The following is a 14,969-nucleotide window of genomic DNA, read 5'->3' on the forward strand; positions in this document are numbered from 1 at the left end:
GATGATTATAATTTCCCAAATATACTACAATGCCGGGTTACTGTTTTTTCGCCAGTGCCAGCGCCTGTGTGGTGGTGTAGTATTTGGCCAGCATATTGGGCACTTCCCAGGCCGGCATGTTATTGTTCCGGACATATTCGAGGAACTGCTGCATCACTTTACCGAAAAGCGCCTCATGCTTTTTGGCCAGCGCTTCGGGGATGACTATTTCCCAGCCTTTGTCATTGGCTTTCAGCGAGAGGCCCGGATATTTTTGGGCCAGCATGGTAATATGGTCTGCAACCGTTTTCGCATAGGCGGTATCGTGATGATGGGCTGACTCAATATACAGCACTGGCTTGTACTGTTGTTCCGCTCCCTGCCGGATCACCAGTGATGCTTTGGTGCCGCGTAACAGCGAATAGTGCGTGTCGCCGGTGCCTTCCGGCGCCTGGTAGTTCCAGGTAACGGATATATTGGCATGTATACCTTTGATGGTATAGTCAAAGGCGCCGTTGGCGTAAACATGCAGCACGTTGTCTTTATCTACATTTTTCGCCAGGTAAGAAGGAAAACCCGTTTGCCCCGTAATGTCTGTGTATTGCTGCAAACTCATGGTGGTGGCCCAGCGGCGGGCGCTGTCCATCTGTATGTCTTGATGGAAGTCGATGATCTGTCCGGGGAAGCAGGTCCATTGCACGAGGTCTACCAGGTGGGTAGTGACGTCTGCAATGCCTTCACCCTGTTGTGTTTCATCCATATACCACGCGGGGCGTACCATCGTTTTGCCGGCAACCAGTTTCTTAAAATGGTGGACACTGTTTTTCACAACGGCAGGATTGTCTACAGTGCCGGTTTCCAGCGTACCAAAGACTTCGGACACTTGTGCCAGCTCGCGTTGCAGCGTGTTCCTGATTTCATATCGTTCGGTCATGATATCATAGAGCTGCACTTTTTTTCCCGCTGCTTCGCGGAAGGACGCCTGCAGGGAGTCGAAGCCCGCAGCGTCGATGGCCATGGGCTTGTCTGCCAGCACATGTTGACCGGCATTGACAGCGCGGCGGATGTAAGTGGCTTTGAGCCGGTTGTTGCCAGCGATCACCACAATATTTCCGGCTGGCTGTTGCAGCATTTTCTCCAGGTAATCAGGGCCGGTATATACGTCAGTAGCCCAGTGCACGGGAGGATCTGTCTGTTGGTTGAACCGTTCGATGTTGGCGAGGTATTGTTTTACTTCAGGCCCTTCGGGTGCAAATACACGGATAGTGGAATCTATGCCGGGGTACATTTGTTGTTGTACCAGTGAAGCATGGAAGTGCCCGGGATCTAACGCGATCAGTTGCATAGATGATTGTTTTTGTCGGGTGGTGCCGCATGACAGCAATGCTGCTGTCATGCCGGCAAATATAATCTTTTGCTTCATGGTGTCAGGGTTGTCTTTCTTTGGTGATGGCAGTAACGCCAATGCTGTCGGCATGGTTGCCCCAGCTGTTACGGATATACGTAGTGATGGCGGCGATCTCTTCGTCTTTCAGGAAGTTGAAGGCCGGCATCTGTTCGCCATAGGCGCTGTTTTTGCTTTTGGTATCGCCGGTGCGGCCGCGCAGGATGGTTTGTACCAGTGGTGAGGCTTTGCCGGTGACGAACGGATTACCCGCCAGGGGAGGGAAGGAGGCCGGTACCCCTTTGCCGTCGGGCTTGTGGCAGGCTTCGCAGTAGTTTTTATACAGCGTGGCGCCGCTGATGGCGGCAGCGGGTACCGTCGCCGGTTGAGCGGTTTCCCGTGTAGCCGTGGCCGGTACTGGCTGACCAGGTTTCAGCGCTGCGATGCGCAGGATACGGTCATCATGCGGTAACGGAAAACCTTTGCCAGGGTTCCAGTCGCGGTTACTGGTGGCGATGTACACATCGCCGTCCGGAGAAACGCAGAGATCACGAAGGCGACCGTACTTGCCGGCAAACAGGATTTCTTCGGCGGTAACGGCGTCCTGTGCGTCATTCAGGTGTATCACATGCAGGCTGGCCGCTTTGAGCGTGCCCAGCAACAGGCTGTTTTTCCATTCAGGGATTTTATCGGAATGGTAATAGTCGATGCCGGCAGGCGCGATGGTAGGCGTCCACGCTTTGAGTGGCGCGATGAAAGGAAAAGAATCGGCATGGGCTTTTTCATCCGGCCGGTCTGCATATCCTTCGATGCGCGCCCAGCCATAGTAGCCACCTTTCCCGATGCGATTCAGTTCATCGTCGGTAGCATCACCATGTTCGGAGGCGAAGAGCTGTCCTTTGCTGGTGAATACCAGTCCCTGTATGTTGCGGTGCCCTCTTGACCACATGTAGTTGCCGGGGTAAGGATTGTCGGCGGGCACGGTGCCGTCTATATTAAGACGCAACACTTTACCATTGAGTGATGCGGTGTCCGGCGCATTCTGGTCACGGGCTGCATCGCCTGTGGAGAGCAGTACTTTACCATCGGGTGAAATAGCTACCCTCGAACCATTATGACCGGTGTTGCCGGGAAGTTCGAGCAGCAACAAAGGGTCTTTTAGTGTATCTGCAGTATAGGTATAGCGTACCAACCGGGACACGATGGAAGAATCTTTATTGAGATGTGTGTAATCTATAAACACATATGGTTTGTCTTTGTCAGGATGAATGGCCATGCCCAGCAGGCCGAGCGTGCGTTGGCGATATACATCCGGAATAGTGAGCAGCAGTTTTTTGACGCCGGTATGGGGATCGACTTTGCTGATAGTGCCGCTTTGTTCGGTGAACCAGATCTGGTTGTCAGGCCCCCAGGCTATTTCCCAGGGCACGTTGAGATCGGAGGCGATGGTGCTGATGCCAAGTGTGGTTTTATCCAGTTGCAGCGTAGCTTCGACAGGCTGATTAAAGTCCGCCGTTGATTTATGCCGGAGCAGCCAATAAGTGCCGGCCGCCACTATCACGACAATCAAAATGAGAATACCGGTACGTTTCATACGTGGTAACGGGTGGTTGGTTTAAGAAAAGAACAGGGTGATGGCATTGCTGACAGCCAGCAGTAACATGACAATCAGTCCTACTGCACCTGCGATGTTGGTAAAAGTATTGTTTTTCATCTTGCCCATAATGCTGGCGTCATTCGCCACCAGGTATAGGGCAATACCGATAAAGGGTACAATGAAGATCGTAACAGCTTGTGCCAGGACGATCAGTTCCAGCGGCAGTTTGCCAAAAGTGATAGCCACGCCTGCACCGATGAGCATGATCACGGCGATGAATGTACGGACCATGCGGGAGCTGAGCTGACCGCCGTATCCCAGCGCATCTCCGAGCAATGTGCCGCCCAGGGCAGCGTTGCCGAGCAAAGAGGAAAAGGACGCACCGAAGAGACCGACGAGAAAAAGCGCGGAGGCAGCGTTGCCAAACACGGGTTCCAGTGCGATGGCCATATCGGTGGCAGTGGTGATTTTAATGCCGGCAGGATGTAATACCGTAGCCGCGCAGATCATCACTGTGGCGCTCATGAAGCCGAGTATCAGCATGCCGGGCAAGGTTTCTTTGCCGGTCTGCGCCACATCCGGACGGATGCGCTTACGCTCCTGTACGAGATAGGATTGGTAGATAGCGCCGACTATCGAAAAGCAGGAAGCCATAAACGCGATGACCAGTTTCTGGGAGCCGGCAGGTACGGATGGGACGAACCCGGACGCGACGCCCGCAACAGGCGGGTGGGAGAGCACCATCGTTACAATAAAGGCAAACAACATCATAATGATGAGTGCGATCATAATTTTCTCCAGCATCTTGTAAAAAGCGCGGAAAAACAAGATGCTGATGCCAGCTACATTACAGGCGATGATCCAGATCGTTTTATTGGTATGGGTGGCTTCTGCCAGCGTAATACCCGCGCCGATGGAATTGCCTGCCTGAAAGGATGCGGTGACGAGGAACACGCCCACGCCTATACCGATACGTCCGGGACGACCCCACTTACGGCTGATGGTGCTGAGTAGTGATTCGTTGGTAGCAATGCCTACCCGGGCTGCCATAGTAGTGAAAATGATCATGAAGAAAATGGCCACCGCCACAATCCATAACAGGAAAAAGCCATAGCTGGCGCCCATGATGGAGGCGATGGTCACCTTGCTGGGACCGAATACCAGCGCGGCTGTGATCAACCCTGGTCCGAGGGACTGTAACCATGCCTTGTATTGACTGCTTTTTGGTGCGCTGCCTTTTTCGGTAACGGGCGCTTTTTCCATTGTTGATCCGGTAGATGACATCAGGTTGATTTTTTATGTTTTTCGGATGAGTTGCTGGTATTGGTTGTAAGAGGAGTAGAATCCCCTGTAGTATTGATTTTGGATGAAGTCCGGCTATTTTCCGGGTACGTTACCGAAAGATAGGCACAATCTTCGGGAAAGAAAAGATTTTTTTCATGCAGGTATCAAAAAATGTAAAGAAAATGATACTTTTAGCGGGTAACCCTTCAGTGAAGGCATGAATAATACAGACTTGCCCGCTGATTTAATCTATATTTAAAATGAAAAATGTCCTGTATCTTTTGTTGTGTGTATTGATGTTATCATGTCAACAGAATAATTTTGATTTGTCAACCCTCTCCTTACCGGCTGATACCAGTATGATCAGTCAATATCATTTGAAAAAAGAACTGGAGGTAAAGGAATGTATCGCATACCAGTCGAAGCTGCCGGACCTGCTGCGGCTGTATGGCCAATCTTTTTCAGGCAGCATGGGCCAGGAGAACGATGAGGGCTTTGGCTTCTCCAACTACGTCTCCCTTTTCATAACACCGGAAAACAACAAGATAGGCGCTTATGCTCTCCACACAGAAACAAAAGATAAAACAGCTGTTTTAGACAAACTCGTGAATGAGAAAATGGGCAAAACAGACTATTACTACCGGAGCAAAGAGTTCACCCATCAGGTATGGTATAAAGACGGCTCCTATTATTTTCTCACGACCAATAGCTCGGTGGTAGATTTAGGTCAGAAAACCACCACCGGTGATTTGACCGTCATCAATGAGAAAAGCCCGGTCTTCCTGGATTGGTTTACTTCCGGCGCCGGTTTCTCCTACTATGGCGAGTACCTGAAGGAAAAGAAGAAGCCCGAACATCAGGGGAAAAGTTATTCCTACAAAGATTTTATAAAAGAGGAAAGGGAGAAAGGTACTTTCATGGGTACCGCCTATTTTGATGACTACGTTCAATAAAAATACATAACCGGATATTGGTCCGGTTTAATATCATAACTCGGGTCAGGAATGGCTAATTTGTATTACCATTCGCGCGGTACGTTTCCCGTTGGGGTTCCCCATTTGGGATCCCCGTTCGCATTTCCCATTTACGTTTCCCATTCGCGTTCCCCGGGCTGAAAGCCCGGGGCTAAGATGTTACTCAGGCATGTATCACTGAAAATCATTTTTTGTGGAATGATTCCTGTTGTCTGTAAATCACGCAAAGAACTGTATCCTTTCTACGAAAATGCTATGCAACAACCTTTAATAATAGGCTCTCTGTGTTACACGCCTGTATAAGATCTTAGCCCCGGGCTTTCAGCCCGGGGAACGCGAATGGGAAACAAAACGCGATCAATCACCCTGCGAAAACCAAAACGTGATCAATCTCCCGGGAAACAAAACGTGATCATTCCGGGCATATCCCTTGATTATCTCGTATTCCCAATCCCTGTGGAACACCGCTCCATCATCTCTCCAAAATCTCCCTGAAAAAATACCCCCAAAACCATTCTCTCATAAAAAAACATTGTGTGTTCTCAAAAAAAGAACTATTTTTCGGGTACGTACCCGGAAAATGAAATTTTATACTTCCGGCGGCGCAGCGATCAACTGAAATTTTGAATAACAGGCCAACTGTTAATACTATATAGGACATTCATCAACTCGTCCGGATCAATTAAAAAGCAACCGTAAAAATTCCAACATGAAAAGCAGTCGCCGCATTTTTATCCGCAATACCGCGCTGGCAGGCATAGGAACAGGACTACTGGGGAGTCTCCGGCCGCTCTATGGCAGGAGCCCTGTACAACAAACGAACGGGATACGCATCGGTATCATTGGACTGGACACCTCCCATGCCATCGCCTTTACCAAGAGTTTCAATAATCCGGTGACGGTTCCCGGACTGGAAGGCATGCGGGTGGTGGCAGCCTTGCCGCAGACAAGCCCTGATATCGAACTGAATAAAAAAAGACTACCGGGTTATATAGAACAGGTGAAAGCGATGGGCGTGGAGATCGTTGATTCTATGCAGGCGCTGCTTGATAAGTCCGATGTGATATTGGTGGAATCCAACGATGGCCGCCCGCACCTGGCACAGGCCATACCTGCAATAAAGGCCGGTAAAAAAGTATTTATCGACAAGCCGTTGGCCGCATCCCTGGCCGATGGTATCGCCATTGTAAAAGCAGCAAAAAAATATAACGCACCTGTATTTTCTTCTTCTGCATTACGTTTCATGGACAGCGTGAAACAAGTGAAGCAGGGCGCTATCGGAAAAGTAACCGGCGCCGATACTTTCAGTCCGGCTGCACTGGAAAAAACACATCCCGATCTTTTCTGGTACGGCATCCATGGCGTGGAAACACTCTTTGCTGTGATGGGCAGCGGTTGCAAAACGGTGACGCGTTTTAACACGCCCGGCAGCGATGTGGTAGTGGGACAGTGGGCTGATGACCGCATTGGTACTTTCAGGGGTACCCGCAATAGTCCCGATGATTTCGGCGGCCGCGTTTTCGGCGAAAAAGGAAACCTGCTGCTCGGCCCCTTTAAAGGCTATGAAGCATTGCTTCAAGAGATCGCCACTTTTTTCCGTACAGGCACGGCGCCGGTAAAACCGGAAGAAACACTGGAGATACTGGCCTTTATGGAAGCTGCGGAAGAGAGCAAACGCAAAGGCGGTAAACCCGTGGCACTGCCAAACGTATCCAATATATAAACCTGTAATTCCAATACCAAAAATCTGATAGCTTATGAAGGCGTCCCGTAGAGACTTCCTGAAAAAAACAACGAAAGGCACGGCCGCGATCATGCTGGGCAGCATGTTGCCCGGTATCAGCGCCGCCAGTTATGCCCGTATCCTGGGCGCCAACGACAGGGTGAGGGTAGGCATGATGGGCGTGAACTCCCGCGGATTGGCGCTGGCTAACAACTACGCCCGTCAACAGAACTGTGAGGTGGTATCTGTATCTGATGTGGATACCCGCGCGGCGGCTAAATGTATTGAAAGTGTATTTAAGATCACCCAAAAGAAACCAAAGGATGTTCCGGATTTCCGGAAAGCGCTGGAAAATAAAAACATGGACGCCCTGGTGGTGGCCGCACCAGACCACTGGCACGCGCCGGCGGCTATTCTCGCGGCCAAGGCAGGTAAACATGTATACCTCGAAAAACCCTGCAGCCATAACCCACACGAAGGGGAGCTGTTGGTAAAGGTAGCGGATAAATATAAGAGCATCATTCAGATGGGCAACCAGCGCCGCTCCTGGCCTAATGTGGAAGCAGCCATCAGAGAAGTGCACCAGGGTACTATCGGCCGTGTCTATTTCGCCAAAGGCTGGTATACCAATAACCGCGAGTCCATCGGCCGGGGCAGGGAAATAGCCGTGCCGGAATGGCTCAATTATGACCTGTGGCAGGGACCTGCTCCACGCCGCGCACTGAAAGACAACCTGATACATTATAACTGGCACTGGTTCTGGAACTGGGGGACCGGAGAAGCGCTGAACAACGGCACGCATATGATAGACCTGATGCGGTGGGGCCTCGGGGTAGACTATCCCAGCCGCGTTACCTCTGCGGGGGGCCGTTACCGTTACTCCGATGATTGGGAAACGCCGGACACACAGGTGATCACGCTGGAATTTCCCAACAATACCAGCATGACCTGGGAAGGCCGCAGCTGCAACGGTCGCACGGTGGAAGGTAATTCTGTAGGCGTTATCTTCTACGGCGAAAAAGGTTCACTGGTAATTGACGGTAACGCCTATACGATTTACGACCTGGACAATAAAGTGGTGAAGGAAGTAAAGAACCAGGCCATCATCGATCCACGCAACCTGATGAACCCGGCTGAAAGCCTCGATGCGCTGCATATCCAGAATTTCTTTGAAGGCATCCGCATCGGCACTAAACTCAATGCGGATATCCTGGGGGGGTATCAGAGCACATTGTTGTGCCAGCTGGGCAACATCTCGCTTCGTTCCGGTAACGCACTGCATATTGATGCCAGCAATGGTCATATCCTGAACGACGCGAAAGCCCAACAACTCTGGAAACGCGAGTACGAGAAAGGGTGGGAGCCCACTTTGTAATCAGTAATTCGTAACGTATGAAAAACACTGACCGGGTTGATCCGGGGCAGCTGAGCCGCAGAGATACGTTTATCTCCATCCTCATTATCGGGATGCTGTTTTTTATCTTCGGCTTTGTCACCTGGGTCAACGCTATTCTGATACCGTACTTTAAGATTGCCTGTGAGCTGACGAACTTCCAGTCTTACCTCGTGGCTTTCGCTTTCTACATTTCCTATTTTATCATGTCTGTGCCTTCTTCTTACCTGCTGAAAGTAGTGGGTTTCAAGAAGGGCATTATGATGGGGTTCTGGACCATGGCGCTGGGCGCGGCCATTTTCATCCCTGCCGCCTTCACGCGCACCTATGAAGTGTTTCTGCTGGGACTGTTCACCATCGGGTTGGGACTGGCAGTATTGCAAACGGCAGCTAATCCATATATCACCATTTTAGGGCCGAAGGAAAGCGCCGCGCAACGTATCAGTATCATGGGCATCTGCAACAAAGGCGCGGGTATTATTGCCCCACTGATTTTTGCGGCGGTGATCCTGAAACCGACTGACAGCACGCTGTTTGCGCAATTGCAGCATATGACCGGCGCTGTGAAGGAAGCCGCGTTGGATGAGTTGATCCGCCGGGTGATCACGCCGTACAGTATTGTCGCCATCGTATTGTTTTTTTTAGGACTGCTGGTGCGCTATTCTCCATTACCTGATATCGACACAGAGAAAGAAGAAGGGGACGTAGCGGTGGCCAATGCCGGTAAAAAGAACATCTTCGGTTTCCCGCACCTGATACTCGGTGCTGTGGCTATCTTTCTGCATGTGGGCACACAGGTGGTAGCAATTGATACGATTATTGGTTATGCTACTTCTATGCACATTCCGTTGATGGAAGCTAAAACATTCCCGTCCTATACGTTGTTTGTGACCATCTGTGGTTATCTGCTGGGGATTGTCACTATTCCGAAGTTGCTTAGCCAGGTGAATGCCTTGCGTATCTGTACGTTACTGGGCGCGCTGTTCACTATCGGGATTATTTATATGAGAGGCGAAGTAAGACTGTTGGGCCATACCGTTGATATGTCGATCTGGTTTGTAGTGTTACTGGGATTTGCCAATTCGCTGGTGTGGGCAGGTATCTGGCCGCTGGCGCTGGACGGGCTGGGGCGGTTTACCAAGCTCGGTGGCTCGCTGATGATCATGGGACTGAGCGGTAACGCCATGCTGCCACCGTTGTACGGTTATTTCGCTGACCATTATGATGTGCGCCATGCTTACTGGGTATTGTTTCCCTGTTACCTGTACCTGATATTTTACGCTTTCTACGGGCATAAGATCAGGCATTGGACGCCTGTGGCGCGGCCGTTGAAAGTTTACCCTGAAAAAGAATTACATGGAACAGAGAAAGTATAAGATTGTCAATGGCCATATTATCACGCCTTACCGGATTATCCGTAACGGCACCCTTATTACGGAAGGGGGGCGTATCCTCGCGGTGAGTGACCATGATGTGGAGATGCCCGATGCTACTATCATAGACGCGGGAGGCCAGTATGTGTCGCCGGGTTTTGTGGACCTGCATGTACATGGTGGCGGTGGCCACGATTTCATGGATGGTACAGTCGAAGCATTTCTGGCGGTGGCCAATAAACACCGGGAGTTTGGCACTACTTCCATTGTGCCTACCACGCTGAGCAGCGATAAGGCCAGTTTGTTGAAAGCAATCGAAGTATATGAAGCAGCACACAAACATAATACAGCAGGGGCACGTTTCGCGGGGCTTCACCTGGAAGGGCCGTATGTGGCTATGAACCAGCGGGGGGCACAGGACCCGAAATACATCCGTAACCCGGATGCTGCGGAGTATATGGAAGTACTGGCGTCGTCCAACGTGGTAACACGCTGGAGCGCGGCGCCGGAGCTGCCGGGGGCGCTGCCCTTCGGCCGGTACCTGCGGTCCAAAGGCATCCTGGCTGCCGCAGCACATACGGACGCGATTTATGAAGAGATGCTGGAAGCTTACGAGAACGGCTATACGCATATTACGCATATGTACTCGGCCATGTCAGGAGTGACGCGGCGTAATGCTTTCCGTTACGCGGGGGTTATTGAAGCCGCCTATCTGATCGATGAAATGACGGTGGAGATCATTGCTGACGGCGTACATCTGCCGGCGCCCTTGTTAAAACTGGTGTACAAAATAAAAGGCCCTGGAAAGACAGCCCTCATTACCGACGCGATGCGTGCAGCCGGCATGGGGCCGGGGGAAAGTATTCTCGGTGGACTGGACAACGGTATCCCCGTGATTGTAGAAGATGGTGTGGCGAAACTGCCGGACCGCAGCTCTTTTGCCGGCAGTGTGGCAACAGCTGACCAGCTGGTGCGCACGATGGTGGACCTGGCGGAAGTGCCGCTGGTGGAAGCCGTACGCATGGCTACCGCTACACCCGCGGCCATTGCTGGTATCGCTGGCCGTAAGGGAGCGCTGGTGGAAGGTAAGGATGCCGATATTATTTTCTTTGACGAACAAATCAGGGTAAGTAAGGTCTTTATCGAAGGAGAAACCGGTATCTAACCCTATAGTATATACGTTTTTATGACTTCTTTTTTTACAGATAAACTACAGGTGCAGGTATATCCTGCCCGTGCAGCTATGGGAACGGCGGCAGCAGAACAAGCCGCAGCAGCCATTGTCCGTTTGCTAACAGAACAACCGGTAGTCAACATCATTTTTGCAGCAGCACCTTCGCAGCAGGAGTTTCTCGAAGCATTGGTTACACAACCAGACATCGACTGGCAACGGGTCAATGCTTTTCACATGGACGAATATGTAGGCCTGCCGGCCGATGCCCCACAGGGTTTTGGCAATTTTCTGCGGGAACGTATTTTTTCGAAAGCGCCGTTCCGGGAAGTGTTTTATCTCAACGGTCAGGCTGCGGACCCGGTGGCGGAATGCCGGCGCTACGCTGCCTTGCTGGAACAATATCCGACGGATATCGTGAACATGGGCATCGGTGAAAACGCGCACATCGCCTTCAATGATCCGCATGTGGCTGATTTTAATGATCCGGTGCTGGTGAAGGTAGTGGACCTTGATGAGGCCTGCCGCCGGCAACAGGTGAATGACGGCTGCTTTGCGGCGATAGAGGAAGTTCCGCGTTATGCGCTCACGCTGACGGTTCCTGCGTTGATGCGTGGCCGTTATCTCTTCTGCATGGTGCCCGGCGAAAAGAAAGCCACTGCGGTGCAACATACCGTGCAGGGGCCTATCCGGGAAGATTATCCTTCGTCTGTTTTGCGCACCCATCACGCGGCCATCCTCTATCTCGACAGGGACAGTGCCGGCCAAATCGATCTATCATCTTTCAACATAAAACCAACCATCATATGACAGGTAACATACAGGCAACAGTAGACGCGCTGCTGCAGCCATCAGACGAGCTGGTGGCGGCCATGGCGGCGCTGGAAGGCGATATCCTCCTTCTTGGAGTAGGCGGTAAAATTGGTCCCAGCCTGGCGAAGCTGGCCAAACAGGCCATCGATAAGTCGGGTGTGCCCCGCAGGGTAATCGGCGTGTCCCGGCTGACAGAACCGGGCTTAAAGGAACAACTGGAGCAGGACGGTATAGAAACCATTGCGGCCGATCTGTTGAATGAAGATGACCTCGCCGCACTGCCGGACGTTAAAAACGTATTGTACCTCGCCGGTACCAAATTCGGCACCACCGGCAAAGAAGCCTTTACCTGGGCTATGAACGCTTACCTGCCCGGAAGAGTGGCGGAAAAATACCGCCATTCCCGCATCGTGGTGTATTCTACCGGTAACGTATATCCGCTGACGCCCGTGCTGGACGGTGGCGCAGATGAATCAATGGCGCCCGCGCCGGTAGGGGAGTACGGCCAGTCATGCCTCGGCAGGGAGCGTGTATTTCAGCATTTCTCCAACAAATACAATACGCCCGTGCTGGTATACCGGTTGAACTACGCCAATGACCTGCAATACGGCGTACTACTGGAAATAGCCAAATCGGTGCGCGACGAAAAGCCGATCGATCTGCGCATGGGCCATGTGAACGTGATCTGGCAGGGTGATGCCAATGAAATGGCTTTACGTGCGTTCGCCCATTGTGCTGCACCGGCGAAGCTGCTGAACATCACCGGCCCGGAAACGGCGCCGGTACGCTGGATCGCAAAAGAATTCGGTAAACTGCTCGGGAAAGAGCCCATTCTTGTGAATGAAGAACAATCCACCGCTTTGCTGAGCAATGCGGCGGAGAGCTTCCGAATGTTCGGTTACCCGAAAGTATCCCTGAAAGAAATGATCGGGCTTACGGCAGCATGGCTGCAACAAGGTGGCCGTACCATCTCCAAGGCCACACACTTCCAGGAAAGGGAAGGGCAGTTTTAATCTTCATCATCCTTACAATCAACCAATCATGATACCGGATTTATTATACAGCGGTACTGTTATCCCGGCGCACCCGCTGGCGCTGGACCCGTACAGGCAGCTCGACGAACGCCGTCAGCGCCGGCTCACCCGTTATTATATCGCCAGTGGTGCGGGCGGTGTGGCTGTGGGCGTACATACTACCCAATTTGCCATCCGCAATCCCCGGGTGGGATTGTATGAGACCGTGCTCCGGCTGGCTGCGGAAGAAATAGACGCCGCGCAACTGGCACGTCCTTTTATCAAAGTGGCCGGTCTTTGCGGTCCCACAGCACAAGCGGCTGATGAAGCCAGGACCGCACTGAAGTATGGTTACCATCTGGGTTTATTAAGTTTAGGTGGTTTAAATCATTTGTCGGAGGGTGAACTGATAGCCCATGTGCGGACCGTATCGGAAATCATACCTGTTTTTGGCTTCTACCTGCAGCCCTCCGTGGGCGGCCGTATCCTGAGTTATCGTTTCTGGGAGCAGCTGGTGGAGATCCCCGGTGTGAAGGCCATCAAAACGGCGCCGTTCAACCGCTACCAGACCCTCGATGTGGTAAGGGCGGTCTGTCATTCTTCGCGTTGTAATGATATTGCCCTGTATACGGGTAACGATGACAATATTGTAGCAGACCTGCTAACGGTGTATCGCTTTACAGTCAACGGTCGCGAGGTGACGAAACGTTTTGCCGGCGGACTGCTGGGGCATTGGTCCGTTTGGACCAGCCAGGTGGTGCCGCTCTTCGATCGCATAAAAAAGTGTATCATTGAGGATTATTCGGGCGCAGGAAAACTGTTGACGGAAGGTATAGCGGTCACCGATATGAATGCGGCGCTGTTTGATCCTTCCAACGCTTTCCACGGTTCTATCGCTGGTATCCATGAGGTACTGCGGCGACAGGGACTTTTGGAAGGTATCTGGTGCCTGGATGAAGCTGAAACTTTATCCCCGGGACAGCTGGAAGAAATTGACCGTGTGGCGGCCGCTTATCCGCAGCTGACAGACGACGGTTTCGTAAAAGCTTTCCTTGAAAAGGAAAAAAATATCGTCAATGCTTAAAGAAAAAATCCGGCAGCTGGCCGGCCATATTCAGGAAGAAACGATCGCCAACCGGCGCTATTTGCATGCGCACCCTGAACTGTCGTACAGGGAGGTGAATACGGCTGCCTTTATCGCCGGCAAACTGAAGGACCTGGGTATTTCGTTTGAACCGATGGCCAATACCGGCCTGGTAGCCCTGTTGCAGGGCAATAAGCCGGGAAACGGCCAGGTGGTGGCGCTGCGGGCGGATATTGACGCCCTGCCCATCCGGGAACTGAACGATGTGCCTTATAAATCCAAACATGACGGTGTGATGCATGCCTGTGGCCACGACGTACATACGTCATCGTTATTGGGCACCGCCACTATCCTCAGCAGGATGAAAGATGATTTTGCGGGTACCGTGAAACTCATTTTCCAGCCGGCGGAAGAGTTGATCCCCGGCGGCGCCAGCATGATGATCAAAGAAGGCGTATTGGAAAATCCGCGTCCGCATCATGTGCTGGGGCAACATACCATGCCTGAACTGCCTGCCGGTAAAGTGGGTTTCAGAGGTGGCCGTTACATGGCCAGCAATGACGAGATTTTTATCACGGTAAAAGGTAAAGGCGGTCATGGCGCGATGCCACACCTGGGCATAGACCCGGTGGTGGTGGCCTGCCATATCGTGATTGCCCTGCAGCAGATCGTAAGTCGCCGGGTGAACCCGTTGCTGCCGTCTGTGCTTTCTTTCGGCAAGATGCTGGCCAATGGCGCTACCAACGTTATCCCGGATGAAGTGCGGCTGGAAGGTACTTTCCGCTCGCTCGATGAAAAGTGGAGAAGGGAAGCGCATACCAAAATCAAAAGGATGGCCGTCTCTATCGCTGAAGGCATGGAGGCTACCTGCGATATTGAAATACATCAGGGATACCCGGTGTTGATCAACAATGAAAAATTAACCGACATTACCCGCACCTATGCGGAAGAATTCCTCGGTGCGGATAATGTGGTGGACCTGGATATCTGGATGGCGGCGGAAGATTTCGCTTATTACTCCCAACAGGCGGATGCCTGTTTTTACCGCCTCGGTGTACGAAATGAGGCCCGCGGCATAGTGTCTGGCCTGCACACCGCCACTTTTGATGCCGATGAACATGCGCTGGAAACCGGCGCGGGCCTGATGGCTTACCTCGCCCTGAAAACACTGGGCAATTAAG

At 52.0% G+C, this 14,969-nt stretch carries 12 protein-coding genes; 9 read left to right on the forward strand and 3 right to left on the reverse strand.

Annotated features, from left to right (window positions below):
* Nucleotides 1–37 precede the first annotated feature (37 nt).
* Genes HHL17_RS14605 through HHL17_RS14615 form a run of 3 tightly spaced genes read right to left on the reverse strand, consistent with a single transcriptional unit; the run spans nucleotide 38 to nucleotide 4,244 of the window.
* Nucleotides 38–1,402: a putative oxidoreductase C-terminal domain-containing protein gene (locus tag HHL17_RS14605; RefSeq protein ID WP_169225432.1), complete on the reverse strand. Its 1,365-nt coding sequence runs from the start codon at nucleotides 1,400–1,402 to the stop codon at nucleotides 38–40.
* A 4-nt stretch (nucleotides 1,403–1,406) separates the two neighbouring features.
* Nucleotides 1,407–2,957 (reverse strand): PQQ-dependent sugar dehydrogenase, encoded by a 1,551-nt coding sequence (locus HHL17_RS14610; RefSeq protein WP_169225433.1) that lies wholly within the window; start codon nucleotides 2,955–2,957, stop codon nucleotides 1,407–1,409.
* A gap of 21 nt (nucleotides 2,958–2,978) precedes the next feature.
* Nucleotides 2,979–4,244, reverse strand: coding sequence for an Nramp family divalent metal transporter (locus tag HHL17_RS14615; protein ID WP_240975296.1), 1,266 nt, complete (start codon nucleotides 4,242–4,244; stop codon nucleotides 2,979–2,981).
* Between the two features lie 326 nt (nucleotides 4,245–4,570).
* Here HHL17_RS14615 and HHL17_RS14620 point away from each other — a divergent pair, with 326 nt between their 5' ends.
* From HHL17_RS14620 to HHL17_RS14660, 9 genes are all read left to right on the forward strand, one after another.
* The gene (locus HHL17_RS14620) at nucleotides 4,571–5,197 is read left to right on the forward strand and encodes a hypothetical protein (RefSeq protein ID WP_169225434.1); all 627 of its coding nucleotides are present in this window, start codon (nucleotides 4,571–4,573) and stop codon (nucleotides 5,195–5,197) included.
* A 730-nt stretch (nucleotides 5,198–5,927) separates the two neighbouring features.
* Nucleotides 5,928–6,941, forward strand: a complete 1,014-nt coding sequence (locus HHL17_RS14625; RefSeq protein ID WP_169225435.1) for a Gfo/Idh/MocA family protein — start codon at nucleotides 5,928–5,930, stop codon at nucleotides 6,939–6,941.
* Between the two features lie 34 nt (nucleotides 6,942–6,975).
* Nucleotides 6,976–8,316 carry a Gfo/Idh/MocA family oxidoreductase gene (locus HHL17_RS14630; RefSeq protein WP_169225436.1) on the forward strand — a complete coding sequence of 447 codons (1,341 nt, stop codon included), beginning with the start codon at nucleotides 6,976–6,978 and terminating at the stop codon, nucleotides 8,314–8,316.
* A 17-nt stretch (nucleotides 8,317–8,333) separates the two neighbouring features.
* Nucleotides 8,334–9,710 carry a sugar MFS transporter gene (locus tag HHL17_RS14635; protein ID WP_169225437.1) on the forward strand — a complete coding sequence of 459 codons (1,377 nt, stop codon included), beginning with the start codon at nucleotides 8,334–8,336 and terminating at the stop codon, nucleotides 9,708–9,710.
* Entirely contained in the window at nucleotides 9,691–10,872 is a 1,182-nt protein-coding gene (gene nagA, locus HHL17_RS14640; RefSeq protein ID WP_169225438.1) for an N-acetylglucosamine-6-phosphate deacetylase, read from the forward strand. Before HHL17_RS14635 ends, nagA begins: the two co-directional genes overlap by 20 nt.
* Before the next feature lie 21 nt (nucleotides 10,873–10,893).
* Nucleotides 10,894–11,688, forward strand: a complete 795-nt coding sequence (locus HHL17_RS14645; RefSeq protein ID WP_169225439.1) for a glucosamine-6-phosphate deaminase — start codon at nucleotides 10,894–10,896, stop codon at nucleotides 11,686–11,688.
* Nucleotides 11,685–12,704, forward strand: a complete 1,020-nt coding sequence (locus HHL17_RS14650; protein WP_169225440.1) for an NAD-dependent epimerase/dehydratase family protein — start codon at nucleotides 11,685–11,687, stop codon at nucleotides 12,702–12,704. Before HHL17_RS14645 ends, HHL17_RS14650 begins: the two co-directional genes overlap by 4 nt.
* Nucleotides 12,705–12,732: 28 nt before the next feature.
* Complete coding sequence (locus tag HHL17_RS14655; RefSeq protein WP_169225441.1) at nucleotides 12,733–13,788, forward strand: dihydrodipicolinate synthase family protein; 1,056 nt, start codon at nucleotides 12,733–12,735, stop codon at nucleotides 13,786–13,788.
* A complete protein-coding gene (locus tag HHL17_RS14660) occupies nucleotides 13,781–14,968 on the forward strand; it encodes a M20 metallopeptidase family protein (RefSeq protein ID WP_169225442.1) in 1,188 nt (395 codons plus the stop codon). The genes HHL17_RS14655 and HHL17_RS14660 overlap by 8 nt, the downstream gene beginning before the upstream one ends.
* The last annotated feature ends 1 nt before the right edge of the window (nucleotide 14,969 follow it).

The organism is Chitinophaga fulva (genome assembly GCF_012927205.1).
In the GTDB taxonomy this organism is placed as follows: Bacteria; Bacteroidota; Bacteroidia; order Chitinophagales; family Chitinophagaceae; genus Chitinophaga; species Chitinophaga fulva.

Excerpts from the sequence above, each read along its gene's own strand:
- HHL17_RS14605 (WP_169225432.1), bottom strand. The coding sequence starts at position 1,402 with ATGAAGCAAAAGATTATATTTGCCGGCATGACAGCAGCATTGCTGTCA.
- HHL17_RS14610 (WP_169225433.1), bottom strand. The coding sequence starts at position 2,957 with ATGAAACGTACCGGTATTCTCATTTTGATTGTCGTGATAGTGGCGGCC.
- HHL17_RS14615 (WP_240975296.1), bottom strand. The coding sequence starts at position 4,244 with ATGTCATCTACCGGATCAACAATGGAAAAAGCGCCCGTTACCGAAAAA.
- HHL17_RS14625 (WP_169225435.1), top strand. The coding sequence starts at position 5,928 with ATGAAAAGCAGTCGCCGCATTTTTATCCGCAATACCGCGCTGGCAGGC.
- HHL17_RS14630 (WP_169225436.1), top strand. The coding sequence starts at position 6,976 with ATGAAGGCGTCCCGTAGAGACTTCCTGAAAAAAACAACGAAAGGCACG.
- HHL17_RS14635 (WP_169225437.1), top strand. The coding sequence starts at position 8,334 with ATGAAAAACACTGACCGGGTTGATCCGGGGCAGCTGAGCCGCAGAGAT.
- nagA (WP_169225438.1), top strand. The coding sequence starts at position 9,691 with ATGGAACAGAGAAAGTATAAGATTGTCAATGGCCATATTATCACGCCT.
- HHL17_RS14645 (WP_169225439.1), top strand. The coding sequence starts at position 10,894 with ATGACTTCTTTTTTTACAGATAAACTACAGGTGCAGGTATATCCTGCC.
- HHL17_RS14650 (WP_169225440.1), top strand. The coding sequence starts at position 11,685 with ATGACAGGTAACATACAGGCAACAGTAGACGCGCTGCTGCAGCCATCA.
- HHL17_RS14655 (WP_169225441.1), top strand. The coding sequence starts at position 12,733 with ATGATACCGGATTTATTATACAGCGGTACTGTTATCCCGGCGCACCCG.
- HHL17_RS14660 (WP_169225442.1), top strand. The coding sequence starts at position 13,781 with ATGCTTAAAGAAAAAATCCGGCAGCTGGCCGGCCATATTCAGGAAGAA.